Raw genomic sequence first — 23,563 nt, 5'->3', positions numbered from 1 at the left:
GACCCTCAAACCTTCCTCTGCGGCTCGACTGAAATCGCATCCGACGACGTCACCTTCGACGTTCTCGCCGTCACCAGCCGCAATCCGCTCGCCACACTTCCCACGCCCGCGAACGCCGCTCCAAGCGACAACGCGAGCGCCGGACCATGCTTTCCCGCGATGCTGAAGCACAACGCGACGAGCGCCGCGCCGGTGGCCTGTCCGATCAGCCGCGAAGTCGCGATCGTGCCACTTGCGCCACCCGCGCGTTCACGCGGCGCGCTCGACATGAACGCCTTCAGATTCGGCGACTGAAAGAAGCCGAAGCCCGCGCCACAGATCGCCATGCGGATGCAGATTTCGAGCACATGCGGTTGCGCTGGCAGCATCGCGAGCGACACCATTCCCACACATAGAATCGCGAGCCCGACGCCGCCCAGCAAACCCGGCGCGTGCCGATCCGACAAGCGTCCGGCGATCGGCGCCATCAACGCGACGAGCGCTGACCACGGCGTCATCAGAAAGCCGGTTTCCACCTGACTGCGACCAAGCACGCTTTCGAAGAAAAACGGCAACGACACGAACGCGAGCCCTTGCGCGGCAAACGAGCAGATCGCGGTCATCGTGGAGAGCGCGAACATCGGGCGGCGGAAGAGATCGACGGGTAGCATCGGCGCGGGATGACCGCGCTCGCGTCGCAGAAGCAGAACGCCCGCAATCAACGTGACGCCGAACGACGCGAGCACGGTATGCGCCGGCGCGCGCTGGGCCGCTTCGCCGAGCGCGAAGATCAGCGACGCGAACGTGATCACGTTGAGCAAGGCGGCGACACGGTCGAAGCCGTGTTCGGCGCGCTTGGTCTGCGGCAACGACCGCACCGCGATGGCGAGCGCGAACACGCCGATCGGCAAGTTCACGGCGAAAAGCCACGGCCACGTGCCGAGCGAGAGCACGATCGATGCGACCGTCGGCCCGACCGCGAACGCGATACCCACGACGAGCGCGTTGAGTCCCACGCCGCGCCCAAGCCGATGCGGCGGAAAAATCGCGCTGATGAGCGCCGCGTTGACGCTCATGATCGCGCTCGCGCCGAGCCCTTGCAGCAGGCGCGCGGCGACGAGCGTCGGCAGCGACCACGAGAACGCGCAGACCGCGGACGCGACGAGAAACACGACGAGCCCGCCGAGATACACGCGCCGGTGTCCGAGGATGCCGCCGAGCGCGGCAAGCGGCAGCAGCGTGGCGACCATTGCCAACTGATATGCGTTGATGATCCAGACCGACGCGGCGGGTGTCGTATGCAGATCGGCCGCGATGGCCGGCAACGCCGTGTTGGCGATGGCGGTATCGAGCGTGGCGAGCGCGACGGACAGCAGGATCGCGAGCATGCCGCGGCGCTCGAGCGAGGACATGGGTGCGTCGGGGTTACGGGGCGCGTTTTGGGGATGTTCTTCGGAGGGCACGTCGGCGGTTCCGGATGTAAGCGGAAGAGGAATAATCCGAAACGATACGGGAACCCGGCGCATTCCGCTCGCCACGGTCGCGGGAGCTTTCAAAGCGTTGTCAGCGTGTATCGCGCGTTGCTTCGGCGCGGTTATCCTTCGCCGGTGACATTCGAAGGAAAACGATCATGGCGATTCGAATCGTGCGGCTCGGCACGCCACGCGCGGTGGACGAAGGGCTGCGTATCGGCACGGTTCGGCGTCCGCCGCGCGGCGTGCCGAAAGCCGAGTTCGCGAGCCGCGACTTTTACGATGTGTGGTATCCAAATCTGGCGCCATCGGCAAAACTTGTCGCCGAAGCGCTCGCGGCCGAAGACGACAAGCAATGGCGCGCGTTCGTGAGGAAATTCAAGGCGGAGATGGCGGTTTCCGAGGCGAGCCGATCGCTGGACTTGCTTGCGGCGTTATCGCGTTCGACGAATTTGTCGGTCGGATGTTATTGCGAGGACGAGTCGCGGTGCCACCGGTCGGTGCTGCGGGAGTTGCTGGCGGAAAGAGGCGCGGTGGTGATTTAGCTCGCCTGGGCTGTGGGGCTCAGGCGAGCATGCGATCAGTCCGTGCCGTATTTGGGCGAGTGCGGTCCGTAGAGTACGGTCGTCTTGCCGCCCGATGCCAGAAGACGTTGGCTCGTGAGGCCTGCCACGTCGAAGGACTTGTCGGTTAAGGTATGCGCGACCTGCGTCACGACACTCTGCGCAATCGCGCTGATGAGCCCGTAACCTACGCCCACGTTCACGCCCACTTCCTTGCCATTCGCGCTCGCGGAGCCTTTCCAGAGTTCGTCGCCTGAACGCAGATCGACGAGCTTCGCGTTTGCGGTGACGACGGTTCTGCTGTCGAAGACCACGAACTTGGTGCCGTAGTTCGTGACTGTCGTGTACAACGCCGCATCCGCGCCGAAAATCTCGCGCAGCTTGGCCGGCGCGACATTCTGGATGTCCGTAGGCGTAGTCAGGCCATTGTGCTTGAACGTCTCGTCCATTTCAGCGACCGGCACGACGTAGTAGCCCGCTTCTGCGAGCGGCATCGTCATTTGGGCGAGCATGCCGTATGTCGCCTTGATATCCGACGTCTCGTTGACCGGCGGCAACACGAGAATCGTGCGCGGCTTGCTGTTGCGAAATGCGGTGTAGTCGCTCTGTTGCGGAGTGGACGCGCACGCGCTCAACAGGCACAAAACCGACAGCGCCGCGAAGAGTTTATGAGAGAGGAACTTGATCATGGCCGGCGTTTAATGAAGTTTGCTCAACAAAAGGTTCATGTAGGCGGACGACTCGGGGAACGCGTTCTTTGCGGCTTCGAGTTCCTTTCTGGCTTCGTCCGAACGGCCGACGCTTGCATACAGTGCGCCGATGTGGGCACGGAAGCCGGGCGGCAGCGCGTTATTCTTCGCAAGGATTTGCTGGCGAGCTTTTTCGAGCGCGTCGATCTGCTCGGGGACGGATTTGTCGCCCGTGAAGAAGGCATACACCTGCGGTTGATACGCGTCCCACTGGTAAAGCGGCGGCGTGGATTGCGTGGCACAACCGGTCAGCAGCGCGCACGCTGCCGCGACCGGCAAGAGAATGCCGGTCGAGAAAAGTTTCTTGTGATTCATGCTTCTGAGTGTTGATGAGTGATGCTTACTTGGAGGCTCGTAGCGCGCCCGCGTCGACTTGTTCGGACAGGTGGTTCACCGCTTCTTGAATTGCCAGGTCGAGCACCTTGCCGTTGAGCGTGGAGTCATAACTCGCGGTGCCGCCGAAGCCGATGATTTCCCGGTTGGACAGGCTGTACTCGCCGGCGCCCTGGCTCGACGCGACGACTTCGGAGGTCGATGCATCGACGATATTCAGGCTCACCTTGGCGTAGGCTATCTGGCTCTTGCCGCTGCCGAGAATGCCGAACAACTCCCGATCGCCGACTTCCTTGCGCCCGAATTCGGTGACGTCGCCGGTAATGACGTAGTTGGCCGCTTTAAGCGCTTGCTGCTTGTTTGCGATGGCGGCTTCCTGCTTGGTCTCGTTCAAGTTCTCGCGATCGAGGACGGAGAAGCGCCGACTCTGTTGCAGCGTCGTGACGAGAATGGTCTTGGCTTGGCTGCCGACGCGGTCGACGCCATCGGAGAAAAGGCCGCGCATATAGCTCGAACGGTTGTCGAATTTGCCAACGGCGACGGCTACCGGCTTGCCCGCATAGGGCGTCTGAGCGATGCTGACCGCCTGAACGGGCAGTGATTTGGATGCTTCCGTCGCACATCCGCTCAGGAGGACGGTAACGGAAGCGAGGGCGACTACTAAGTGTTGTTTTGTGAAGACCATTGGAACCTTGCGAGACAGCGTGCCGGACGCATTCGATGCGGTGGCGAACAGCGCGGGTTTCCGCGTCACCATGTTTCGACAGATGCGTTCGCGGACTCGCGTGAACGGTAACGGATCGACCAGCGCCCTTGTTGCATCGAGAGCGAAAGAGGCAAGGATTGTTCAGCGATTTGAAAGCGAGGGCTAGCGCGAAAATTTTTAATTTTTGGCGCGATGAGGTGGAAGCGGCAGACATGACCGACCGTCCGCTGCGGATGCGAGTGAGAGAGTCGCAAGGCTCGAAATGCAAATGTGGGGTGGTGCTCGATTTGTCACAGTGCAGCGACCTGTGGATAAGTCCCGAGAACCTTTGTACGTCTGAGATTGCGGCTGGCTAGCGTCCGGAGCGACGCGCGAACTGTTTGCGAAATTCTCACGCAAAATGCACGGCTTTTGCGAGGTTTTTGTCACCGGAATGACTCAAAAACCCGAGAGATACGAGAACCCGCTCGGGCACGTGCTAACGCTTTCCAGAACATTGCGCCTATCACAGCGATGATCAGTGACAGGTCGGCTGTGTAGGTATCGAGAGATATCACTCCTGTTGAGGCGATGACGCAACTTGCCCCGGCGCTGCGTGAGACATCCCCTTGCAATGCATCCAGCCTTCGGCGATCGCCGCTTTCTACTTCAAACTGCGATCTCGAAAGTCTGCCTTAAAGCTCCAACGCAACTTTCGAGTTAAATTTTTCCCCTGTGTATCAATAGCTTGCGAAGAAAACACCTACCTAGGGCCTTAGCAAACTCGAAAGTGTAGGTCGTGATGAAACTCGAAAGTCAAAGGACCACGAACTCCCAGCGGATTCCAGGCGTGTATCGATTCTGCGCTCACCGAGCGATGTACACGTCGTCGTTTGCCGGCGAATGAACTGCGATCCGAGAGACATCGAATATCTCATGCGCTGAACCGCTAGCTCCCGTTTGCGACGCTTTTCGACGGACAGCAAGACTGTTTCGCGAGAACACCCCCCATCTGATCCATCGCCCTCCGCGCCTCCTCTGAAGAGTGCTCGTAATTATCAAGCAGCGCTTTAGCGCGAGGCGAGAGCGTAGAAACGCTCGACTCCGGGCGCTTTCCTGTTAACACATAAATCACATCGGCACCGACAGTGGTTAGCGCCGCAAGATATTCCGCATCCGGGCTACGTTCACCCTTTTCGTAATTCTGCTGAGATCGTAGCGAAACGCCGCAAGCATCGGCTATTCCCTGCTGGGACATACCTAAGCGTTCCCTCTCCTCCTTCAGCCGAACAAAAAAATTATGCATGTTTGTGCGTATCCAGTGCTTGCTCATACGCACATATGTGCGTAACATGAGTTCACACAGCGAATGACTGTGCGTAGGTCAACAAGTTAACCCAAAGGATAACGGCATGCATCCGGAATTTCTCAAGGCAGCATTGCGAGTCGCGGGTTACACCGCTGCTCGATTGGCAGACGAATTAGGTGTATCACGATCAATGGTTACGCGCGTCCTAGATGGCAAAGCTCGATCGAAGCGAATTGAGATGCGAATTGCTGAAGTCATTGGCAAGCCTGCCGATGAACTCTGGACGCGAGATGCCAAGCCCACTTTGCGCCGTGACAGAGCGAGCTCGACGGTAGCCATCGTATAGGCCATGAGCGCGAATCGAGCGATGGGGAAGATTAAGCCCTTTTATGCTGCGCGAGAGCTCGCTGAAATGAGCCTGCCCAAAATGCCGAGAACGGAGCAAGGAGTGAGATTGAGAGCAAAACTCTCGAGTTGGCAATCTCAAGAGCGTCCTGGCCGAGGCGGCGGTCTTGAATATGCGCTCGAAAGCTTGCCAATCGAAGCGCAAACGGAAATACGCCGCCGTTCAGCAGTGGTGCTTGTTGCATCTGCCTTGCCGTCTTCCTCCAAGAAGGTAGTCCGTCGAGAGCAGCAATTGCTGCTTGTCGAGACAGACACGCAGCGTCTGAGAGGGGATGCGCGTAAAGGCATTCTGTCGATGCTCGAAAACATCATGACGACATGTCGGGTCTCGCAAGAGGCGGCGATGCACACATTGCTGACGCAAGCGCGCCTCGGGAATCTTGATGACTACATGCTCGCGATGCTGCGGGCGGCCAAAGACACGCGCGGCCGCAAGGGTGACGAGTATCCGAGCATGCGTACGCTCAAGCGTTACCTCGGTCTTGCCAAGCAGGGTCGTCTAGCTCCGAAGTTACCGGCGTCAAGCTTTGTCATCCCGGAGTGGGCAAAATTGTTTCTCGAACAGTATCAAACGCCGCAAAAGCCCACGGTGAGAGAAGCCTATGAATTGTTCGTGGCGCACTGTAGAGCACGAGATACGCCTTTCGCGGTGCCGAGCATTCATCAGGTACGGCGCTTCATTGAAAAACTTGGGAACGTCACGTTACAGACCGGGAGGATGGGATCACGCGAGCTCAAGACCCTGTTGCCGTTTATTCGGCGCACGTTCGACAAGCTGCTGCCGAACGACGTGTGGTCTGCCGATGGGCATACGTTCGATGCAGAGGTTCAACATCCTTTGCACGGTCGCCCGTTCCGACCAGAAATCACCTCGATCATCGACGTCGCCACGCGGCGCGCAGTCGGTTTTTCGTTGGACCTGTCGGAGTCGTCGTTTGCCGTGCTTGACGCGCTGAGCAGCGCAGTACTTAAGTGTGGCGTGCCGAGTACGCTCTACGTCGACAATGGGTCTGGCTATAAAAACGCGCTTTTTAAAAGACGAAGGCATTGGTGTGCAAGGTCGGCTCGGATTCGTTGTTACGCACTCGATTCCTTACAACTCGCAGGCGCGTGGCGTCATCGAGCGTCTTCACCAAACGCTGTGGGTGGCCGCCGCGAAGAAGCTACCTTCGTATGTTGGCGCGGACATGGACCGCCAGGCCAAACACGCGATGTTCAAAATTACACGTGACGCGCTTCGGCATGGTGGTGCGATGACATTGCTTGGATGGGATGCATTCATCCAATTTTGCCAAGAGCAATTCGACGCATATAACGAACGGCCGCATAGCTCGCTGCCGGTCATCCGTGATGCGGGCACGGGAAAGCGTAGGCACATGTCGCCGAATGAACAATGGGCCAAGCATGTCGCGGATGGCTGGACGGCTGACACGCTTGACGAGCATGACGTCCGCTTGGTGTTCCGTCCGAGAATCAAGCGTACGGTCGCGCGAGGCGAGGTGCGGCTCTTGAATCACCACTATTCAAGTCCGGCGTTGGTCGAGTTTCACGGTGACGAGGTTCAAGTTGCGTACGACATCAACGACTCCCGTGCCGTATGGGTCTATGCGCTCGATGGACGGTACATCTGCCAAGCAGATGCCGGTGCAAATGAGCGCGACTACATGCCGCAGTCCGCCATCGAGCATGCTCGCGAAAAACGCGCTGATGCACGTGCGACACGCCTTCAAACAAAGTTGCAGGAGGTGGAGGCAGAGCGACGCGGACGAAAAGCGCTCGACATTGAGACGCCCGAGGTGTTGCAGATCGAAGGTTTCGGCGAGATTTCACGCGCCTCCATCGATGCGCGTCTTGCCGGCATGCCGGTGATTGACGCGACAGAATCGAGCATTGAACGACCGATCGACATTCAATCGGCCGAAGTCTTTGAGATGCCCGAGACCCCTGCACAACGGTTTGAACGTTGGCAGCAACTCGATCAACTCGTATCAGACGGAGGATTGCCCGAAAACACAGACGACCTGAGATGGTACGGACTGTATCCGCAAAGCAAAGAGTTCGCGGCACAAAAGCGCCGCGCTGAAGAGGCTGGCGAGTGGCAGCTCGCCAGTAATCGATAACACCAAAGCGAACGAATGATGACACAACAAGAGGCAAGACTCAAATCCGCCGCTGGAAGCATTGCGCAAATCACGAATATCGCACTTTGCGATATCGCTATTGAACGGGCTTCCTCACGCACGACTGGCCTTCCCGGGATGGTGGTGTTCTATGGCCCGTCAGGGTACGGCAAAAGCATCGCTGCAAATTTTGTCGCCAACTCACGCCGTGCTCATTACGTGCAAGCGAAATCAGTGTGGACCAAAAAGCACTTTCTGAAGTCAGTGCTTTTCGAGATGGGTATTAAGCCCGCTGGGACGATTCCGGAGATGGCTGATCAGATAGCGGAAGAACTCGCGCACAGTAATCGGCCGCTGATCATCGACGAGATGGACCATATCGTCGATCGCCATGCAGTTGAACTCGTAAGAGACCTTTATGAATCGAGTCATGCACCGATCTTGATGATCGGCGAAGAAGGTTTGCCCGCCAAGCTCAAGAAAATCGAGCGCATGCACGGTCGTATGCTTGACTGGATTCCCGCGCAGCCCGTCACCGTAGATGACGCCAAGAAGCTCACGGGAATCTACTGTCCAAATGTCGATATCCACGACGATCTGTTGTCACATGTCGTCGGTCTCGCTAATGGTTCAGTGCGTCGCGTGTGCGTGAACCTCGACCGGATTCAAGAGCAGGCCATGATTGCTGGAATGAAGGTAATCGATCTTGCGAGTTGGGGAAAGCGAGAGCTTTACACCGGCGACGCGCCCAAGCGGAGGATCCAATGATGGCTCGAAAACCCGCACACATCGAACTAGCTGGTGGCAAGGGCCCACGCCAACGTGTTTGGGAAGCGATACGCGGTCAACAGGACGACTTCTGCGCGCATAGCGTCGTGCGGCTCGCCGATATCGATAAGAGCACTGTCCAGACATATCTTCAAGCGCTCGAACGTGGAGGAATCATCGAACCGTTGGGAGAGCGCAAAGCGATTGGTGATCGCAAACATTATCGCCTCGTGCGAAACACCGGCATCGAAGCTCCACGACTTGATCGCAGCGGACGACCGGTGACGAATTCGCGCGGCAATGAAAACATGTGGCGCACCATGCGAATCATGGGCGAGTTCTGCCCGCGAGAATTGGCATTACGCGCATCGACTCCGGACGTTGTCGTGGCTGAGGCGGCGGCGAAGGCCTATGTCAAATGTCTTGCGCAGGCGGGCTATCTCACGGTTGTCGATTCAGGCCACCCTTTCATTCGCGGCAAGGGAGCGAAGCAGGCTCGCTATCGATTCTGTAGCCCGTCGAGCTACACCGGGCCGCGCCCGCCGATGATTCAGCGCAAGAGGTCGGTCTATGACCCGAACCTTGGAAGGGTCGTATGGCAGGAGGAGCCGGACCGTGACGCGTGACGAAATTTGGCTCTCGCTGCTCAAAGATGCGGTCGCAATCAGCTCGCAGAAAGACGTTGCGCGGGAATTGAGAGTGTCACGTCAAACGATCTGTCTCGCTCTGGCAAAGAAATATCCGGCGAAGACCGATCGGCTGGCCGCGCGAGTCCTGAATGTCTTTGGTCGAATGCAATGTCCGCACGTCCAGCAAATCGTAACTGTCAGCGTTTGCTTCGAGCTATTAGCGCGTCGGCCGCCTACCAACAACCCTTTTGCTTTATCGCACTGGCGCGCATGCCAGTCATGTTCGAAACGACCCGTCAGACGAGGTGAAAATGGAAACAATCTTCAATGCTCTTCAACCGACCAAGCCGCCGATCAATCAACTCATGCAACTCACGACGTTACGCCTTGCTTCGGCAATCGAGACGTTGACGGAACGCGGGTTCACTGTGATAGGGATTGAGTTTTCAAACGGCTCAAAGCCCACGATCCAAGTGCAAAGCTGTCCAGCGTGTGCCTCTCTCATCGAAAGTGGCGAGGCGACCTACTACCGAACAGGTGGTGCTGGATCGAACCGATATCGGCGCGGCCAGTTCAAAATCGGGCAGGTCAGAGTCCTGTGGACTGAGCAAGGACATTAGCCGGAGCGCGGTGCTAAAAACAGTGCGAATTTCAATCTTTCTTAAATAGGAGTACTAGATGAGCATCATCTGTCAAGGTCCAGTGTTGCGTAATCCCGAAACTTTCTCATCCATCGAAGACCTACGGCGCGAGCTGCACCGCTTGAACGGTGTGGTCATGCAGCAGTTTTCGACGATTGCTCACCTGAATCAATCCGGACACCAAGCAACGATGGCGTTAGAGACGATTCTTCGCGCCTACCTCGGCGAAGGCGCAGAGGCTGCTTCAGCTCACCTGGAGTCGTATCTCTTTCGCTACCCTCGATTACGCGAGCATCTTGAAGATCAGATCGAGAGTCAACGCCGTCGGCGTATGCATTAAAAAGCGCATTAGATTGCGCAACTCTCGGCCAACGGCACGCCTCGCGCGTGCCTTCGGCAGAATTTGTTGGAAACAGCTTGATGAAAATCCTTACACCTTTATTTGCCCATCCGCTAAACACAGCGCTTAAGCCTGCTGGGATGCCGTCCGCAGCCATCGAGTCGGTCGAGCGCCATGTTCGTGCGATTCAGGCGCTTGAGCGTTCCGGACGCGCGCCAACTGGCGCGCTGGACATCGTCCTTGATGCGTATGTGCAGTGCACTTCATCGCGATCGTCAGCGCAGTCTCAATCGGATGCGGCAGCCTCCGGCCAGATGTCTAACCGAGAAGATTTATGACAACTCAAACTACCATCCCTGGGTTCGTGCGTGATGCGCGCGGCCGTTACGTTCCCGCAGCAAGCGTAAAGCCAGTTGACCAACTCCGCGACCAGGCGGTGATGAAGTTGGTCGATGAAGCAAAGCAATTGCATGAGCGACTCCGCGACTTCAAAGCGCGCGCCTTCTCCGATGTCGAGGCGTTCGTACAAGTCAGCAGTGAGCAATACGGGGTCAGGATTCGCACCATCAAGGGCAACATCTCCTTAATCACCTTTGACGGTCGATTCCGGGTCGTGCGTCAGATTGCTGAACATATTCAATTCGGCGAGCAGTTGCAGGCGGCCAAAGAGTTGATCGATGAATGCATTCGAGAGTGGACCGAAGGCAGTAGCGACGAAATTAAGGCGCTCATCAACGAAGCGTTTCATGTCGACAGGCAAGGCAATGTGAATACGGCACGCGTGCTCGGATTGCGCCGCCTTGCAATCGCTCATCCTAAATGGGACACGGCGATGCACGCTATCAGCGACAGCATCCGAGTAACTGGAACTAAGCCATACATTCGGTTTTACGCGCGTGACGAAACGACCGGCGCGTGGCGGAACATCACCCTCGATTTCGCCGCTGCTTGATCTCAACGATGGACGCGCCCTGGTGGGCGCGGAGAATTTGCCATGATCACTCAACAGATGCTTGCCAAGATTCATATCGGGAAGAGGCAGCTTGGCCTTGACGACGACACCTATCGAGCCATGCTGCGATCGGTGGCGAGCGTTGACTCCGCGCGCGAGCTTGATGTGATCGGTGCGGAGAATGTCTTGCGACACATGCGGCGCTGTGGATTTGTTGCAACGTCCAAGCACGGGCGTCGCCCGCGCGTTGCCTTGCCTCGTGAGGCGCAGCTTCGCAAGGTCGAGGCCTTGCTTACTCACTCGGGACGATCATGGCGTTACGCGGAAGGCATGGTCAAACGTATCTGCAAGGTTGACGCGATCGAGTTCTGCGATGCTGAAATGCTTCGCAAGCTCATCGCGGCATTGCAGCTTGATGCGAATCGGAGGGCCAAATGAGCTTGGCGGACGTCGAGCATTTGTTGCCCGATGCTGTGAAGACAATCATCGGCCTCATTGGCCTGCCTTCGACCGTACGCTTGGTCGAAGCGCTCGGCGGCACGACCTTCCCTGTGGCAATGAGAAAGACGCGTCTCGGTGAAGTGCGCTATGAGATGCTTGCTGCCATTGTGGGCGCTCAAGCAGCCGACCGACTGACGGCTTGCTTTGGCGGCTCGCCGCTGTATATTCCGAATTGCACTCAAGCACTTCGAGAGTTGACTCACCGAAAAATCCGGGCTGACTTCGACGCGCTTACTCAGCACACGAGCGCGATACAGGCAGCAACGCAACTCGCACGCGAATACCGGATGTCGGACCGGCATGTCTGGCGCATTCTAAAGCGCTCGGACAATTGCGAACAAAGCGCCGTGCAATCTGATCTTTTCTGACGTTAGAATCCCCAGTTCACCCCCTCCAAGCCCCGCCTTTGTGCGGGGCTTTTTGTTGACTTGCTGACATCGGTTCACTCGTCTAGGTCGTGCCCGCGAATCACAATTCCTACATCGTTCACGATCCTGGAGTTTTGATGGCACGTGTTGCAGCTAAGACGGCGGGCGGGCAGAACATTGTCGCCTTTCTCGACATGATCGCCGCGAGCGAAATCGATGCGTGGACGCGTGCGCAAAGCGACGACGGCTATAACGTGCTGGTCGGATCACACGGGCCAATCGTCAAGCACATGGGCGACGGCACGTCCCACACGGTACCAGCCAAGCTGTTGACATTCCAGTCTTACGCGGCACATCCGAGTGTCTTGAACCGCGAGCTCAATTCAACAGCGGCCGGTCGTTACCAGCTCCTATCTCGATATTACGACCCGTACAAGCGGCTGCTACGCCTGGTCGATTTTAGTCCGGTGTCGCAGGACCTGATTGCGATTCAGCAGATTCGCGAGCGACGTGCCCTCACGTTGATCGAGTCCGGACAGATCGTGGCGGCGATTGCGGCCTGTTCGAGCATTTGGGCGTCTTTACCAGGTAACGCGTACGGCCAGCATCAAAACAATCTGTCGATGCTCATTTGCGCATACCAGTCGGCTGGCGGCGTTGTCTGCATCGCCTAGAGGTGAAAGAACTTCATGCGCATCTGCGATCTCATACTCGGACATGACGGCAAGCTCTCTCACGCGAAGCTCTGGCCCAACGTTGCGTCTGCCGTCGCGACCGGCATGTTCATCTATCACGGTCTCACCGGACAACTCACCTTGGACACGTGGCTTGTTTATCTCGGCTGCGTGGGTGGGTATTCCGCCGTGATCCAGGCCATCGGAGCGTGGCGTTCAGGGCAGTCGGACGGACAGTCGGACGAGCAGCCCAGCAGTCGAAGGTCAAGGAGCGACGATGCCGTGGATGAGTAGATACCTCGTGATTGCGGCCGTCATTTTGCTCACAACGGCGCTCGGTGCGGCGTTTCACAAAGCCTATCAGCATGGTTTTGACATGGCGCGCGCCCTCGGACAGCGGGAGCTTGCCGAATATCGGGAGTCGGTGAACCGCGCATCTGCGAAGGCCGCTGCCGATGCGTTCGGCCGGTACGTCGCGGATTCCGCTCGCGCGAAGGCGGCCGAGAAACAATTTCTCTCGAATCAAACCGCTGATTCGTCAAGAACAGCGACGCTCAAAGGGCAAATCGATCATGCCGCGCAACCGCACTATTCAACGAAGTCTTCCAAGCATTCAACGCCTCAAAATCGTCGTCTTGCTGAGCGCTTCTATTTCAGTCATGACTTTGTCCGGCTGTGGAACGAGGCTGCCAGAAGTGGCTCCCCGGTTGCAGCAGGTGCCGATTCCTCCTGTCTTGCTGGAAGTTCCGCCGCCGATGCCGCCGCTGACTCCGGGGTATCACAAGCCGATCTCCTCGAATGGTTTGTCGACTACGCAGCACGTACGCACCTGCTTGAGAACAAGTTGAACGCCGTGCGCGCAGCGCTTCCGAACCAGCCGTGAATCACGGAGACAAGATTAGCTCATGCAAGTGACATTAGATACACAGGTCATTTTAGGCACACTCGTGACGATGCTTCTCGGGATCATAGAGGCCGTCGGACTGCTCTGGATTCGCAGCGTGCAAAGCCGGATGAAGGAGGCGTTTCAGTACTCCCAGAAGCTCCAGGCCGATATCGCAACATTTCGCGAGGCGATTGCGCGAGATTACGTACCGCGCGACGAGCAGCGGCACTTTCGGGAAGAGTATCGATCGACGTTGCAGAGTATCGACATGAAGCTCTCTGACATCAACAACAAACTCGACAGGAAACAGGACAAGCAATGACCAAGCAATGTGAAGCCGACAGTCCCGAATTGCAGCTGCTCAAGAAGATCGACCGTCGCCTGGATGGCATCGAGCAGCAGATTGTGACGGTCGAGCGCAGAGCTATCCAATATGGGGCAACGGCTGGCGCTGGGGCAGGAACGCTCGCGGGCGGCATCGTTGCTTTTGGCATTTCGCTCGCTCGCGCAAAGCTCGGTCTGTAGTGGGATGGCCTACTCAAAGGAAGTTCGCGGCAAGGTGCGTCGAGCCTTTGTTTTTGACCGCCTGTCGCTTGAAGTTGCCGCTCTGAAGAGTGGTGTCAATTCGTCGACGGCTCGACGCTGGAAGGACGAAGCGCGCGAGGCGGGAGACGATTGGGACAAGGCTCAAGCCGCACAGCTTTTTGCGGGCGGCGGCATTGAAGGTGCGGCACGTCAGATGTTGGTCGGTCTTGTCACGCAATACCAAGCAACGATGGACGAGCTAGACGGCGCGCAGATGAAGCCAGCCGATAAGGTCGCGCTGCTCGCGAGTCTTGCTGACGCCTATAACAAGACGATCAACGCATCAAAGCGAATGTTGCCGGAAACGAATGAACTGGCGATTGCAATGGGTGTCGTGCAGCGCCTGGCGGCGTTCATCAAGGATCGACATCCGGAATATGTCAGCGCTTTTGCTGAGGTGCTTAAGCCATTCGGCGACGAACTCGCTATTGCGTATGGGTAGTGTCAAATCACGTCAAAAGGAAGTCTTTATGAAATCCAACAATACCGAGCAACGCTCCAAGCAAAGGAAGCGATGGGATTTTCGTGATCGCCAAACGGCATCGTCGGCTAAGGTGAAACGATCCATTCAATTGCGCGCGACGTTGAGAAAGCTGTACGGCCAACTGTTGTTGAAGTTGATCCGCCCCGCACTGGAAACGGATCGTCGTGAACGCGCTATCTCATTGGATTCCGGTGTCCGGATCGCGCATCGTGAAGTCACTCCAGAAGAACGCGAGCGCTTGCTGAGCTTGTTCTCGACTAATCGGCAAAGTGGTGCGGAGGATGTCAAGCGCGCTAGCGTCCAGGATCGCTTGTAATTCCGAATCGTCGAGTAGTTTTTCTGCGACCAGGAATGTCAAAAGGCGTTTGGTAATGGCGTAATTCGCCAGCGCAACGGTTTCGAAATGCAGATCAATCGGCTCTTTGTTTTGCATAGGTAAGTCCTCAATCGGAAAGCGACTTATATAAAGGCCAGCACCTTGAAGGTGACGACGTTCCTCGATTTTATGACATAGGCAATGGCGAACCACTTCACAGAGAAAGACTTCCACAAGGAGATCGAGCAGCTACAAGCGCAATTGCGGCGCGATATCGAGGCTCATGCGACGGGTCTCGATCGCTCGCCCGCAGCGCGCGCGCAACGCCGCCGCCGTGTGCTCGTCGACGGTGATTACGAATTCTTTGCGTACACGTATTTTCCGCATCACATTCGTGGCACGCCATCGCTATTCCAGGCGCATTTCTGCGAGCGGTTTCCGAAGCTGCTGCGTCAGTGCGGCGGCACGCGCGAGTGGTGGGTCGCGCCGCGCGGCGAAGCGAAGTCGTCGATGTGCACGAAAATCGGGCCCGTCTACATCATCGTCCAAGGCCTACTCCAACGTGAGGAAGTTCGGCGCGAGCTCGGCTGGACAGAAGCATTGCCGTCATTTCTTGACTATGTTGTCTTGCTCGGCGCGGAAACGTCACTGCCGACCAAGCTGCTGGAGGTGGTCAAGACGGAACTGATCGCGAACGCAGCCCTTCAGCTCGACTTCCCTGAAGTCTGCGGCCGGGGGGCGACGTGGAAGGTCGGCGAATTCGTTACCAACACCGGTGTCAAGATTGAATCGTTCGGGGCTGAGCAGGCCATTCGCGGGACGTTCCACGGTGCGTCGCGCCCCAAGGTCCTGATTGGTGATGACCTGATTACCGATGCCGAAGCGAAGAGCCCAACGGAACGGCAAAACCGTTGGACGTGGCTGGAGAAGGCGATCGACTATCTCGGGCCGCCTGACGGCAGCGTCAAATACATCGGGGTCGGCACGGTGCTCGACAAGGATGATCCGATCTCTCGCGCCAAGCGTACGGTCGGACATGTCGTTCATCATTTTCGTGCGATCGCCACGTTTCCATCGGATATGGACTTGTGGGCGAAGTGTGAAGAGTTGATGCTTAACGACGACAAGCGCGCGAGCGAAGAGGCGGCGTCATGCGGCGAAGTCCTACCTGACGAAGCGTTACCGTCGTACCAGTTTTATCTGAATCATCGTTCGCAGATGGATGCAGGCGCGGTTACATCGTGGTCCAGCGTGCGCTCGCTCTATTACCTGATGCGTCAGCGCGCAAAAGCACCGCGCGCTTTTGCGACCGAAATGCAGGGTGACCCGCGTACGGAAGACGATAAGGTATTCGGGCACATTACCTATTGGTCTCGCAAGAGCGACGCGTGGCTCTGGTTCGGTGGATGCGATCCGTCGATGGGCCAATCGCGCAAATCAGATCCATCGGCTATTGTGATCGGCGGTCTGGATATCGTCAGTCGCAGGCTTCACGTCGCATACGCTTCCATCAAGCGTCGCGTGCCTTCGAAGTTCGAAGCCGACCTCATTGCGGCGCAACGCGAATATCGCTGCCAGGCGCTAGGTTTCGAGAATAACAACGCCTATGAATGGGCGCGGCAATCCCTGATCAAAGCTGGGTTGAGCGCGGGCGTACCGTTGCCCCTCGTCGGCGTGACAGCCACGGTCGCCCCCGAGGTGCGTATCGATTCGCTTGAACCCTTCGTAACCGATCGACTCGCCGCCTCGATTCTGTTCCACGTTGGTTTGACGCAGTTGCTTGCCGAACTCGATGAATGGCCCGAACCGCAGACCGGTCACCACTTCGATGGACTCTCCGCATTGCACGTCCTGTGGATGATTGCACAGACACGTGGCTATTCGATCGGTGAATTCGAGCCGGTCGTGTCGCGTGATGCGGTTGAAGTCGACCGGAATTCCGACGACTTCGACGACTGTCTGCCAATTCAGCGAGGTTTCTAAGAAATGAATAAGTCCATACTTGATCAACACGGGCGTCCTTTTCAGCATGCGGCTTTAGCTGAACCACAGACGGCAAGCATCGGATGGATCACGCGCGACTTCGCCGGACATCCGTCGCGCCAGTTGACTCCAAAGAAACTGCATAGCATTCTCGAAGCTGCCGAGCGTGGTGAGTTAATGGCCCAGTCCGACCTATTCCTGGATATGGAAGAGCGCGACGCTCATATCTTTGCGGAGATGAGCAAGCGCAAGCGCGCCGTGCTCACGCTCGATTGGCGCATCGTCGAGCCTATTAACGCGTCGGCTGAAGAAAAACGCATCACCGCTCAAATGAAGGAGTGGATCGGCAGCTTGTCTAGTTTTGACGATGTGTTGCTCGATTGCATGGATGCGCTTGGGCACGGTTTCTCAGCACAAGAAATCGAATGGCAGCGTCTTGGCGCGTCATGGCTCCCGCGAACGATCACCCATCGGCCGCAACGATGGTTTCGCACGCCCTATAACGATGGCAACGACTTGCGTTTGCGCGATGCGTCGCCAGACGGTGCGCCGCTCTGGTCGTTTGGTTGGATCGTTCACAAGCATCGCGCAAAAAGCGGTTACCTCACGCGAGGCGGCTTGCACCGCGTTTTGGCCTGGCCGTATCTCTTTAAGAATTACGCGGTGCAAGACCTGGCTGAATTCCTGGAGATCTATGGTTTGCCGCTTCGCGTGGGCAAGTATCCGCCCGGCTCGACCAAGGACGAAAAGGCGGCGTTGCTGCGTGCCGTGACAGCACTGGGCCATAACGCGGCTGGCATCCTTCCGCAGGGCATGCTCATCGACTTCGAGACGGCGGCAGAAGGCTCGAAAGACCCGTTCGAGGCGATGATCAGTTGGTGCGAGAAGAGCCAATCGAAGGCGATCCTTGGCGGGACGCTGACCACTCAAGCCGATGGGAAAACCTCCACCAATGCGCTTGGCAACACGCACAACGAGGTCAGGCATGATCTGCTGAAGTCAGACGCCCGGCAGATTGAGAAGACGCTCACCGAGTGCCTGTGCTATCCGCTGTGCACGTTGAACTTCGGCGGCATCGACCTAAGCCGCCTGCCACGCTTCCAATTCGACACGCGCGATGCCGAGGACTTGCAGCTGTACGCGAACGCGTTGCCTAAGTTGGTGGCCGCCGGTGTGAAGGTGCCCCGTGCGTGGGCGCAGGAAAAGCTCATGATTCCGGAGCCGGCAGACGACGAGGACGTGCTTAGCGTACCGAAGCCGGAAATGGCACTGCCGCCATCTGAACGTACAACCGAGTTAGACCGCGAGCAATCACGGCAAGCGACCATGCGATATCGCGCGGTGCTGCGCAACGCGTCGGGTGAGCTCGTCTACGAAGATCAGCATGCGCTCGATGAGGCGATCGATGCACTCCCCGCTGAGCCGATCGTGTCAGCAAGTGCCAAGGCGTTGTTGCCAGTGGTCACGGCTTTGCGGCGCGGGGCGACGCCGGACGAAGCGATTGAAGCGTTACTCAGCGCCGCACCCGAAATGGACGATCAAGCACTGGGCGATTTGCTGACGCGCGCCTTATTCGTGGCCGACGTGTGGGGCCGCTTGAATGCAGAAAATTGACCTTGGCTACGCCGTTACGCTGGAGCCTGCTGAGGCGATTCGTTATTTCGAGTCCAAGGGCTACGTGATCGGATTCCGGTGGCAGGACGTGGCGGCGGAGGCCCACGCTCGCGCGTTCACTGTCGCGGGGGTAATGAAGATCGATGTGTTGCAAGATGTCCGCGCCGCATTGGATGATGCGCTAAAAAGCGGCTCGACCTTGCAGACCTTCAAGAAGCAGCTTTCGCCTGTCCTCGAACGCAAGGGATGGCTCGGCAAAGGCATGATGGTCGATGACGAAACCGGCGAAATCAGAGGCAAGCGGATCACGCCGCGTCGCTTGGACACGATCTTTCGAACGAATATGCAGTCGGCCTATATGGCTGGCCGCTACGCCTCGCAACTCGAACAGACCGACTCGCATCCTTTTTGGGAATACGTCGCCGTACTCGATAACCGGACGCGTCCGGCGCATCGCGCGCTTGCAGGCGCAGTCTATCGATTCGACGATCCGTTCTGGCAGACGTTTTACCCGCCCAACGGATACCGATGTCGCTGCCGGGTGCGTACCCGGACAGCGGGCTATGTTGAACGCAACGGCATCACGGTGCGCGCAAGTACGGATCGGCTCGTCGAGGTCGACCAGATTGTGACGCGAGACGGCAGAACGCAACGCGCCTTTGCCTACCGTGACCCGATCACCGGGAAAAACGTTCTGCCCGATCCTGGCTTCGGGGCGAATGCAGGCGCGCAATGGCGCAAGCCGTTCACGCCGCCGCCGCTCGATACGTTGCCGCAGAGCATCCCCAACGGGGTCGATTTGCCCCCACTACCAAGCGCGGCGCGCGTGCGCTCAGAAGCCATTCTCCCGGCTGATCTTGAGCCCGAGCAGTATGCGCAAGCCTTTATGCGCCCCTTTGGCGCGGCGATCGGGGCACCCGTCACCTTTATCGATGCGACAGGCGAGCTGCTCCAGATCAATGAATGGTTGTTCAAAGATGGCGCAGGCCACTGGAAGGCGGACAAGTTCAACCGTGGCCCGTACATGGCGCTCTTAGCGGACGCGGTGCGAGACCCGGACGAAATTTGGCTGGCTTGGACGCAGATCGAAGGTCGGTGGTCACTGCGACGCCGGTACATTCGGGCGTTGGAAACCGAGGCCGGGGATTGGGGGCTGGCGATATTCGAGCAAGGCCAGGCAGGCTGGACGGGCGTCACGACTTTTCCGGCGAAGGTCGGCAAGTCGGCGCAGGCTCGACGGGCCTATCTGGATAAGCAGCGCGGCACGTTCCTGAGATACCGCCGAGCTGAGGGACCGCCGAGCTGATGGCCGGACGCGGAAATGAGAATGGCCGCGCTCGCTCGCGGCCATTCGTTTCGCGACCCTTCATCGATCCGGCAGCGAGGCCGGGATATACGATCGCGAGGAGCTCAGTATAACCATGTCCGAGATTCAGATCGATAGCGCCGAATGGGATGCCGCCCTGGCGCGCCTGTATGCGTTCATGCGCGATAGTTCCGCCGTCATGTCCGTCGTCGCGGCGCTCATGAACGATGCGGTCGAAGAGAATTTCGCGATGCAGGGTCGGCCGCGTTGGCTCGGCTTGTCTCCAAAGACACTCAAGCGGCGTGGGCAGTCGGCGGCCGACAGCAAAATCCTCCAATACAGTGGCCGGCTGGCGGCAAGCATTCAGCAGCGCCACGACGCGACGAGCGCCACGGTGGGCACGAACCTGGTGTATGCGGCCATTCATCAGTTCGGAGGCACGATTGCGCGCCATCCGATGTCCGGCATGGTTCGACTACGCACCGAGCGCAACGGTATGCTCAAGCGCCAGCCAAGCGATACCCGTCTCGCGGTCTTCGCCAAGCGACGTTACAAGCAAGTCAAGATCGTACGCTGGACGCGCACGCAAGGATGGACGGTGAAAATGCCTGCCCGTCCGTTTCTTTCGCTACCGGAAGGCGATAATGCTCGTATTGAACGGGAGGTGACCGACTATCTGCGTCGCTTAATTTCCGGCTGAGCGAAAAACGCTCGCTGACGGGCTCGCAGCCTCGTACATGACCCAAGACAGCCATAAGGGTGCTGCACCCCTGTTAGACCCCTGTTAGAACGCGTCAGAATGGCATTTGGGTTTTGACGCTCCCCCGCATGTGGGCCATCACTGCTGTTACTGACAGCAGTCAAGCTGATTTCCGCTGTGTCGTTCGCCAAGATGGCGACATGGCTACTTTCTTCATTGCGGCGCTGTCCGCACACATCCAGAACTGCTCAGCGGCGCTCAAGCTGCTACCAGCGGGCGAGTTCCGGGCGCGGGATGGGCGGCCCGCCGAATGCGCGGCCTGGCGGCTCGACGCAGCCAGTGCCGCACGTTTGATCGCAACAGCCGCTGCGCGTCAGACCCGCTACGTCATCGACTATGAACACCAGACGCTAAACGCGGCGAAGAACGGTCAACCGGCTCCCGCTGCCGCCTGGTTCAAAACCCTGGAGTGGCGCGAGGGCGATGGCTTGTATGCCACCGACGTGGAATGGACCGCGCGCGCCTCGGCGCTGATCGACGCGCACGAATACGCCTATCTATCGCCCGTATTCGCCTTCGATCGAACCGGCAATATCACCGCGCTGCTTAATGCGGCGCTCACTAACGATCCCGCGCTCGATTGCCTCGACGAGGTGCAGCTCACGGCTGCCTGCTCAGCGATCTCGCGTGTGCTCGACGTTTCTGTCCCACCCCATGAGGCTCCCACAATGGATGAACTTCTAGAACAATTGCGCTGGCTGCTCAATATGCCGGTCGGCGCGACCGCCGAGGACGTGACCGCGCAACTGAAGAAGTTGATCGAGTCGCTCTCGGGCGGCCAAGGCGTGGCGGCTGCAAGCGCGAATCTGCCCGAGTTGCTCGACTCGCAGCGTGCCCAGATCGCGGCGCTGTCCGCCAATCAGAACGATCCGGCGCGCTTCGTCCCGATTGCCGTCATGAACGATCTGCGCAAGCAACTGGACACGGCCCACGCCAAGCTCGCTGGCACGGAACTGGACGAGCTCGTCAGCGGTGCGCTTGCCGACGGCCGACTACTGCCCGCTCAAGAGTCCTGGGCGCGCCAGCTTGGACAAAGTGATGTGGTTGCGCTGAAAACGTTCCTCTCGACGGCGCAGCCGATCGCAGCGCTCGGCCGCACGCAGACGGACGGCCGGGCACCGAGAAGTGACAAAACGGCTGCAAACGCGCTGCCGGCCGAGGACCTTGCGGTGTGCAAAGCGCTCGGCCTCGATCCGACGACCTACTCGTCCGCTGCCTAAGTCACCAACGACACCTTCTACCCTCCAGGAGATTTACGCCATGACCGCATTGAAAGCGGACCGCGACACCGTTAATCGCGCCGGACTTTGCTTTAGCTACCCCGCTAAAGCAGGCATTCGGTTCTTCGCGGGCGCAATCGCGGCCATCGAGGTTGATAGCGGGTTACTGATTGCCGGTATCGAATCGAAGGCGCTCAAAGGTGCGGGCATCGTTCAAGAGCAGGTTGACACCACCGGCGGCACTGACGGCGTAGAGCGCGTCACCATTCGGCGCGGTCAATGGCGCGTCGCGAACTCGGCGGGAGCCGATCAACTCACGCTCAAGGATGTCGGATCGCCCGCCTTCATCGTCGACGATCAGACTGTTGCAAAAACAGACGGCGATGGCAAGCGCTCACTCGCCGGCAAAGTCATTGACGTGGAGCCGGCAGGCGTTTGGGTCGAGTTCTAACGCTAGCTACGACTTTCTGCTTTGCCATCTAAAGGATAAAACATGGAAATCAACCGAGCCAATCTACGCGCTCTTTTTACTGGCTACAACACTGTTTTCCAGCAAGCATTCGACGGCGCGCCATCGGATTGGGAACGCGTCGCCATGCCGGTGCCTTCGACCACCTCTCAGGAGGTGTATCCGTGGCTTGGGCAAACCACGCGCTTTCGCGAATGGATTGGCGATCGGGTCATCCAGAATCTGACATCGCACGACTTCACGATCAAGAACAAGCCGTTCGAGAACACGGTGGGTGTCGATCGCGATGCGATCGAGGACGACACCTATGGCGTGTACAAGCCGGTCATCGCGCAGATGGGGATGGACTCCAAGCAGCATCCCGACGAGCTCGTATTCGGGCTGCTCAAACAGGGTCGCGAGAAGCGTTGTTATGACCAGCAGTATTTCTTCGATACGGATCATCCGGTCTTGCAGGCTGATGGAACAGTGGGCTCGGTATCGAATTTCCAGGCGGGCGACAAGCCGACTTGGTATCTGCTCGATATGACGCGCGTAGTGAAGCCCATCATCTTGCAGCAGCGCAAGCCCTACCACTTTGTGGCGATGGACCAAGACACCGACGAGCACGTGTTTTCCGCGAAGACCTATCGCTACGGCGTCGATGCACGGTGCAACGTGGGTTTCGCGCTCTGGCAATTGGCGTACGCCTCCAAGGCCGAGCTCAACGAAGCAAATTACCAGGCCGCGCGCGAGGCGATGACCTCCATGAAAGGGGATAACGGTCGGCCGCTCGGCATTCGCCCCTCGTTGCTCGTCGTGCCGCCAATGTATGAAGGCGTCGGTCGCAAATTGCTCAACGCCGACGCCAACAATTACGGCGCGACCAACGTCTGGAAGGGTTCGGCCGAGTTGCTCGCCACGCCCTGGTTGGCGTAACGCCTACTGGCGGCATCACTTTCGAGGAATGAACATGAGTAAATTGCATCCCGCGATCAAGGTAGCGTCGTGCCAGGAGGGCTTTCGACGTGCAGGATACACATTTGGCATCCAGCCGAAAACGATCGCGTTGGCAGCGCTTCCTCCGCACGCATACGCTGCGATCCGAGAAGACCAATCTTTGGTCGTGGTCGATACGGCGATCTCGCTTGACGAAGACGCGGCGGCGGCGCTTGCCCATGCCGACGCGCCTCATGTGATCGCGGCACAGGCGAGCGGCGGTGCCTTTGCTGCGGCGAGCGCGCTCAACGCTCAGCGTGAAACGCTCGCGCGCCTTGACGCCAGTCTCACCGAACGCGCGAAGCAGCTTGCAGAGCAAGCGTCCGAGTTGCAGCAGACTTCCGCGCTGCTCGACGCGCGAGAGGCGGCTCTCAGTGCGCGTGAGCATCAGTTGCTCGAACGCGAGCAAGCGCTCGATGCACGGAGCAACACGCGCGACCCTTCAAGGCCGAACAAAGCGGCGGGGAAATAAGC

Annotated in this window: 32 protein-coding genes; 26 read left to right on the top strand and 6 right to left on the bottom strand. The window is 58.5% G+C overall.

The features are described from left to right. Positions 1-5 precede the first annotated feature (5 nt). Positions 6-1,391, bottom strand: a complete 1,386-nt coding sequence (locus tag P9292_RS25715; protein ID WP_309961906.1) for an MFS transporter — start codon at positions 1,389-1,391, stop codon at positions 6-8. A 218-nt stretch (positions 1,392-1,609) separates the two neighbouring features. On the opposite strand from P9292_RS25715, the gene P9292_RS25710 reads away from it, so the two are divergent. Beyond that, complete coding sequence (locus P9292_RS25710) at positions 1,610-1,996, top strand: DUF488 family protein (protein ID WP_309841034.1); 387 nt, start codon at positions 1,610-1,612, stop codon at positions 1,994-1,996. 35 nt (positions 1,997-2,031) lie between these two features. Here P9292_RS25710 and P9292_RS25705 read toward each other — a convergent pair whose 3' ends face one another. The 4 genes from P9292_RS25705 to P9292_RS25690 all read right to left on the bottom strand — a co-directional run bounded on the left by P9292_RS25705 (position 2,032) and on the right by P9292_RS25690 (position 5,087). Continuing rightward, positions 2,032-2,703, bottom strand: a complete 672-nt coding sequence (locus P9292_RS25705; protein WP_309841036.1) for a DUF799 domain-containing protein — start codon at positions 2,701-2,703, stop codon at positions 2,032-2,034. Between the two features lie 9 nt (positions 2,704-2,712). Beyond that, positions 2,713-3,078 carry a DUF4810 domain-containing protein gene (locus tag P9292_RS25700; RefSeq protein WP_309961905.1) on the bottom strand — a complete coding sequence of 122 codons (366 nt, stop codon included), beginning with the start codon at positions 3,076-3,078 and terminating at the stop codon, positions 2,713-2,715. A 25-nt stretch (positions 3,079-3,103) separates the two neighbouring features. Next, positions 3,104-3,781 carry a CsgG/HfaB family protein gene (locus P9292_RS25695; protein WP_309964176.1) on the bottom strand — a complete coding sequence of 226 codons (678 nt, stop codon included), beginning with the start codon at positions 3,779-3,781 and terminating at the stop codon, positions 3,104-3,106. 949 nt (positions 3,782-4,730) lie between these two features. Further along, entirely contained in the window at positions 4,731-5,087 is a 357-nt protein-coding gene (locus P9292_RS25690) for a helix-turn-helix transcriptional regulator (protein WP_309961903.1), read from the bottom strand. 106 nt (positions 5,088-5,193) lie between these two features. On the opposite strand from P9292_RS25690, the gene P9292_RS43265 reads away from it, so the two are divergent. From P9292_RS43265 to P9292_RS25610, 17 genes are all read left to right on the top strand, one after another. Further along, entirely contained in the window at positions 5,194-5,436 is a 243-nt protein-coding gene (locus P9292_RS43265) for a helix-turn-helix domain-containing protein (protein ID WP_409015195.1), read from the top strand. Positions 5,437-5,439: 3 nt separating this feature from the next. Continuing rightward, positions 5,440-6,726, top strand: a complete 1,287-nt coding sequence (locus P9292_RS25685; RefSeq protein ID WP_309961902.1) for a DNA-binding protein — start codon at positions 5,440-5,442, stop codon at positions 6,724-6,726. Continuing rightward, positions 6,683-7,615 carry a Mu transposase C-terminal domain-containing protein gene (locus P9292_RS25680; RefSeq protein ID WP_309961900.1) on the top strand — a complete coding sequence of 311 codons (933 nt, stop codon included), beginning with the start codon at positions 6,683-6,685 and terminating at the stop codon, positions 7,613-7,615. The genes P9292_RS25685 and P9292_RS25680 overlap by 44 nt, the downstream gene beginning before the upstream one ends. 15 nt (positions 7,616-7,630) lie before the next feature. Further along, positions 7,631-8,383 carry an ATP-binding protein gene (locus P9292_RS25675; RefSeq protein WP_309961898.1) on the top strand — a complete coding sequence of 251 codons (753 nt, stop codon included), beginning with the start codon at positions 7,631-7,633 and terminating at the stop codon, positions 8,381-8,383. Continuing rightward, on the top strand, positions 8,380-9,009 hold the full coding sequence (locus tag P9292_RS25670) for a hypothetical protein (protein WP_309961896.1): 630 nt from the start codon (positions 8,380-8,382) through the stop codon (positions 9,007-9,009). The genes P9292_RS25675 and P9292_RS25670 overlap by 4 nt, the downstream gene beginning before the upstream one ends. 314 nt (positions 9,010-9,323) lie before the next feature. Then, positions 9,324-9,632 (top strand): hypothetical protein, encoded by a 309-nt coding sequence (locus P9292_RS25665; RefSeq protein WP_309961894.1) that lies wholly within the window; start codon positions 9,324-9,326, stop codon positions 9,630-9,632. A gap of 58 nt (positions 9,633-9,690) precedes the next feature. Beyond that, complete coding sequence (locus P9292_RS25660; RefSeq protein WP_309961892.1) at positions 9,691-9,993, top strand: hypothetical protein; 303 nt, start codon at positions 9,691-9,693, stop codon at positions 9,991-9,993. Positions 9,994-10,073: 80 nt separating this feature from the next. Further along, positions 10,074-10,331, top strand: a complete 258-nt coding sequence (locus P9292_RS25655) for a hypothetical protein (protein ID WP_309961890.1) — start codon at positions 10,074-10,076, stop codon at positions 10,329-10,331. Next, positions 10,328-10,945 carry a DUF3164 family protein gene (locus tag P9292_RS25650; RefSeq protein WP_309961888.1) on the top strand — a complete coding sequence of 206 codons (618 nt, stop codon included), beginning with the start codon at positions 10,328-10,330 and terminating at the stop codon, positions 10,943-10,945. Before P9292_RS25655 ends, P9292_RS25650 begins: the two co-directional genes overlap by 4 nt. Positions 10,946-10,987: 42 nt before the next feature. Next, positions 10,988-11,383 carry a regulatory protein GemA gene (locus P9292_RS25645; protein WP_309961887.1) on the top strand — a complete coding sequence of 132 codons (396 nt, stop codon included), beginning with the start codon at positions 10,988-10,990 and terminating at the stop codon, positions 11,381-11,383. Next, positions 11,380-11,814, top strand: coding sequence for a Mor transcription activator family protein (locus tag P9292_RS25640; protein ID WP_309961885.1), 435 nt, complete (start codon positions 11,380-11,382; stop codon positions 11,812-11,814). The genes P9292_RS25645 and P9292_RS25640 overlap by 4 nt, the downstream gene beginning before the upstream one ends. 137 nt (positions 11,815-11,951) lie before the next feature. Beyond that, positions 11,952-12,488: a glycoside hydrolase family 104 protein gene (locus P9292_RS25635; RefSeq protein WP_309964174.1), complete on the top strand. Its 537-nt coding sequence runs from the start codon at positions 11,952-11,954 to the stop codon at positions 12,486-12,488. Positions 12,489-12,503: 15 nt separating this feature from the next. Continuing rightward, a complete protein-coding gene (locus tag P9292_RS25630) occupies positions 12,504-12,782 on the top strand; it encodes a hypothetical protein (protein ID WP_309961883.1) in 279 nt (92 codons plus the stop codon). Beyond that, positions 12,766-13,371, top strand: coding sequence for a hypothetical protein (locus P9292_RS25625; RefSeq protein WP_309961881.1), 606 nt, complete (start codon positions 12,766-12,768; stop codon positions 13,369-13,371). Before P9292_RS25630 ends, P9292_RS25625 begins: the two co-directional genes overlap by 17 nt. Positions 13,372-13,393: 22 nt before the next feature. After that, complete coding sequence (locus P9292_RS25620) at positions 13,394-13,696, top strand: hypothetical protein (protein ID WP_309961879.1); 303 nt, start codon at positions 13,394-13,396, stop codon at positions 13,694-13,696. Beyond that, positions 13,693-13,899 carry a hypothetical protein gene (locus P9292_RS25615; RefSeq protein WP_309961877.1) on the top strand — a complete coding sequence of 69 codons (207 nt, stop codon included), beginning with the start codon at positions 13,693-13,695 and terminating at the stop codon, positions 13,897-13,899. Before P9292_RS25620 ends, P9292_RS25615 begins: the two co-directional genes overlap by 4 nt. Before the next feature lie 4 nt (positions 13,900-13,903). Continuing rightward, complete coding sequence (locus tag P9292_RS25610; protein WP_309961875.1) at positions 13,904-14,401, top strand: DUF1804 family protein; 498 nt, start codon at positions 13,904-13,906, stop codon at positions 14,399-14,401. A 220-nt stretch (positions 14,402-14,621) separates the two neighbouring features. Here the strand turns inward: P9292_RS25610 and P9292_RS25605 are convergent, their stop codons facing one another. Beyond that, positions 14,622-14,876 carry a hypothetical protein gene (locus P9292_RS25605; protein WP_309961873.1) on the bottom strand — a complete coding sequence of 85 codons (255 nt, stop codon included), beginning with the start codon at positions 14,874-14,876 and terminating at the stop codon, positions 14,622-14,624. An 84-nt stretch (positions 14,877-14,960) separates the two neighbouring features. Here P9292_RS25605 and P9292_RS25600 point away from each other — a divergent pair, with 84 nt between their 5' ends. The 8 genes from P9292_RS25600 to P9292_RS25565 all read left to right on the top strand — a co-directional run bounded on the left by P9292_RS25600 (position 14,961) and on the right by P9292_RS25565 (position 23,561). After that, a complete protein-coding gene (locus tag P9292_RS25600; RefSeq protein ID WP_309961871.1) occupies positions 14,961-16,742 on the top strand; it encodes a hypothetical protein in 1,782 nt (593 codons plus the stop codon). A gap of 3 nt (positions 16,743-16,745) precedes the next feature. Further along, on the top strand, positions 16,746-18,356 hold the full coding sequence (locus P9292_RS25595) for a DUF935 domain-containing protein (RefSeq protein ID WP_309961869.1): 1,611 nt from the start codon (positions 16,746-16,748) through the stop codon (positions 18,354-18,356). Next, on the top strand, positions 18,343-19,662 hold the full coding sequence (locus P9292_RS25590) for a PBECR2 nuclease fold domain-containing protein (protein WP_309961867.1): 1,320 nt from the start codon (positions 18,343-18,345) through the stop codon (positions 19,660-19,662). The genes P9292_RS25595 and P9292_RS25590 overlap by 14 nt, the downstream gene beginning before the upstream one ends. A gap of 115 nt (positions 19,663-19,777) precedes the next feature. Continuing rightward, a complete protein-coding gene (locus P9292_RS25585) occupies positions 19,778-20,362 on the top strand; it encodes a phage virion morphogenesis protein (RefSeq protein ID WP_309961864.1) in 585 nt (194 codons plus the stop codon). Between the two features lie 200 nt (positions 20,363-20,562). Continuing rightward, on the top strand, positions 20,563-21,642 hold the full coding sequence (locus P9292_RS25580) for a phage protease (RefSeq protein WP_309961863.1): 1,080 nt from the start codon (positions 20,563-20,565) through the stop codon (positions 21,640-21,642). 40 nt (positions 21,643-21,682) lie between these two features. Then, entirely contained in the window at positions 21,683-22,093 is a 411-nt protein-coding gene (locus P9292_RS25575; RefSeq protein ID WP_309961861.1) for a hypothetical protein, read from the top strand. 42 nt (positions 22,094-22,135) lie between these two features. Continuing rightward, entirely contained in the window at positions 22,136-23,029 is an 894-nt protein-coding gene (locus tag P9292_RS25570) for a Mu-like prophage major head subunit gpT family protein (RefSeq protein WP_309961859.1), read from the top strand. A gap of 34 nt (positions 23,030-23,063) precedes the next feature. Then, the gene (locus P9292_RS25565; protein ID WP_309961857.1) at positions 23,064-23,561 is read left to right on the top strand and encodes a hypothetical protein; all 498 of its coding nucleotides are present in this window, start codon (positions 23,064-23,066) and stop codon (positions 23,559-23,561) included. The last annotated feature ends 2 nt before the right edge of the window (positions 23,562-23,563 follow it).

The sequence above is a fragment of the Caballeronia sp. LZ001 genome (assembly GCF_031450875.1).
Lineage (GTDB): Bacteria > Pseudomonadota > Gammaproteobacteria > Burkholderiales > Burkholderiaceae > Caballeronia.
The sequence above is the reverse complement of the archived record's forward strand: the minus strand, read 5'-3'. Positions and strand labels throughout refer to the sequence as shown.

Bases quoted from the DNA above. Each gene is read 5' to 3' on its own strand.
- P9292_RS25715 (WP_309961906.1), bottom strand. From the start codon at position 1,391: ATGTCCTCGCTCGAGCGCCGCGGCATGCTCGCGATCCTGCTGTCCGTC.
- P9292_RS25710 (WP_309841034.1), top strand. From the start codon at position 1,610: ATGGCGATTCGAATCGTGCGGCTCGGCACGCCACGCGCGGTGGACGAA.
- P9292_RS25705 (WP_309841036.1), bottom strand. From the start codon at position 2,703: ATGATCAAGTTCCTCTCTCATAAACTCTTCGCGGCGCTGTCGGTTTTG.
- P9292_RS25700 (WP_309961905.1), bottom strand. From the start codon at position 3,078: ATGAATCACAAGAAACTTTTCTCGACCGGCATTCTCTTGCCGGTCGCG.
- P9292_RS25695 (WP_309964176.1), bottom strand. From the start codon at position 3,781: ATGGTCTTCACAAAACAACACTTAGTAGTCGCCCTCGCTTCCGTTACC.
- P9292_RS25690 (WP_309961903.1), bottom strand. From the start codon at position 5,087: ATGCATAATTTTTTTGTTCGGCTGAAGGAGGAGAGGGAACGCTTAGGT.
- P9292_RS43265 (WP_409015195.1), top strand. From the start codon at position 5,194: ATGCATCCGGAATTTCTCAAGGCAGCATTGCGAGTCGCGGGTTACACC.
- P9292_RS25685 (WP_309961902.1), top strand. From the start codon at position 5,440: ATGAGCGCGAATCGAGCGATGGGGAAGATTAAGCCCTTTTATGCTGCG.
- P9292_RS25680 (WP_309961900.1), top strand. From the start codon at position 6,683: ATGGACCGCCAGGCCAAACACGCGATGTTCAAAATTACACGTGACGCG.
- P9292_RS25675 (WP_309961898.1), top strand. From the start codon at position 7,631: ATGATGACACAACAAGAGGCAAGACTCAAATCCGCCGCTGGAAGCATT.
- P9292_RS25670 (WP_309961896.1), top strand. From the start codon at position 8,380: ATGATGGCTCGAAAACCCGCACACATCGAACTAGCTGGTGGCAAGGGC.
- P9292_RS25665 (WP_309961894.1), top strand. From the start codon at position 9,324: ATGGAAACAATCTTCAATGCTCTTCAACCGACCAAGCCGCCGATCAAT.
- P9292_RS25660 (WP_309961892.1), top strand. From the start codon at position 9,691: ATGAGCATCATCTGTCAAGGTCCAGTGTTGCGTAATCCCGAAACTTTC.
- P9292_RS25655 (WP_309961890.1), top strand. From the start codon at position 10,074: ATGAAAATCCTTACACCTTTATTTGCCCATCCGCTAAACACAGCGCTT.
- P9292_RS25650 (WP_309961888.1), top strand. From the start codon at position 10,328: ATGACAACTCAAACTACCATCCCTGGGTTCGTGCGTGATGCGCGCGGC.
- P9292_RS25645 (WP_309961887.1), top strand. From the start codon at position 10,988: ATGATCACTCAACAGATGCTTGCCAAGATTCATATCGGGAAGAGGCAG.
- P9292_RS25640 (WP_309961885.1), top strand. From the start codon at position 11,380: ATGAGCTTGGCGGACGTCGAGCATTTGTTGCCCGATGCTGTGAAGACA.
- P9292_RS25635 (WP_309964174.1), top strand. From the start codon at position 11,952: ATGGCACGTGTTGCAGCTAAGACGGCGGGCGGGCAGAACATTGTCGCC.
- P9292_RS25630 (WP_309961883.1), top strand. From the start codon at position 12,504: ATGCGCATCTGCGATCTCATACTCGGACATGACGGCAAGCTCTCTCAC.
- P9292_RS25625 (WP_309961881.1), top strand. From the start codon at position 12,766: ATGCCGTGGATGAGTAGATACCTCGTGATTGCGGCCGTCATTTTGCTC.
- P9292_RS25620 (WP_309961879.1), top strand. From the start codon at position 13,394: ATGCAAGTGACATTAGATACACAGGTCATTTTAGGCACACTCGTGACG.
- P9292_RS25615 (WP_309961877.1), top strand. From the start codon at position 13,693: ATGACCAAGCAATGTGAAGCCGACAGTCCCGAATTGCAGCTGCTCAAG.
- P9292_RS25610 (WP_309961875.1), top strand. From the start codon at position 13,904: ATGGCCTACTCAAAGGAAGTTCGCGGCAAGGTGCGTCGAGCCTTTGTT.
- P9292_RS25605 (WP_309961873.1), bottom strand. From the start codon at position 14,876: ATGCAAAACAAAGAGCCGATTGATCTGCATTTCGAAACCGTTGCGCTG.
- P9292_RS25600 (WP_309961871.1), top strand. From the start codon at position 14,961: ATGGCGAACCACTTCACAGAGAAAGACTTCCACAAGGAGATCGAGCAG.
- P9292_RS25595 (WP_309961869.1), top strand. From the start codon at position 16,746: ATGAATAAGTCCATACTTGATCAACACGGGCGTCCTTTTCAGCATGCG.
- P9292_RS25590 (WP_309961867.1), top strand. From the start codon at position 18,343: ATGCAGAAAATTGACCTTGGCTACGCCGTTACGCTGGAGCCTGCTGAG.
- P9292_RS25585 (WP_309961864.1), top strand. From the start codon at position 19,778: ATGTCCGAGATTCAGATCGATAGCGCCGAATGGGATGCCGCCCTGGCG.
- P9292_RS25580 (WP_309961863.1), top strand. From the start codon at position 20,563: ATGGCTACTTTCTTCATTGCGGCGCTGTCCGCACACATCCAGAACTGC.
- P9292_RS25575 (WP_309961861.1), top strand. From the start codon at position 21,683: ATGACCGCATTGAAAGCGGACCGCGACACCGTTAATCGCGCCGGACTT.
- P9292_RS25570 (WP_309961859.1), top strand. From the start codon at position 22,136: ATGGAAATCAACCGAGCCAATCTACGCGCTCTTTTTACTGGCTACAAC.
- P9292_RS25565 (WP_309961857.1), top strand. From the start codon at position 23,064: ATGAGTAAATTGCATCCCGCGATCAAGGTAGCGTCGTGCCAGGAGGGC.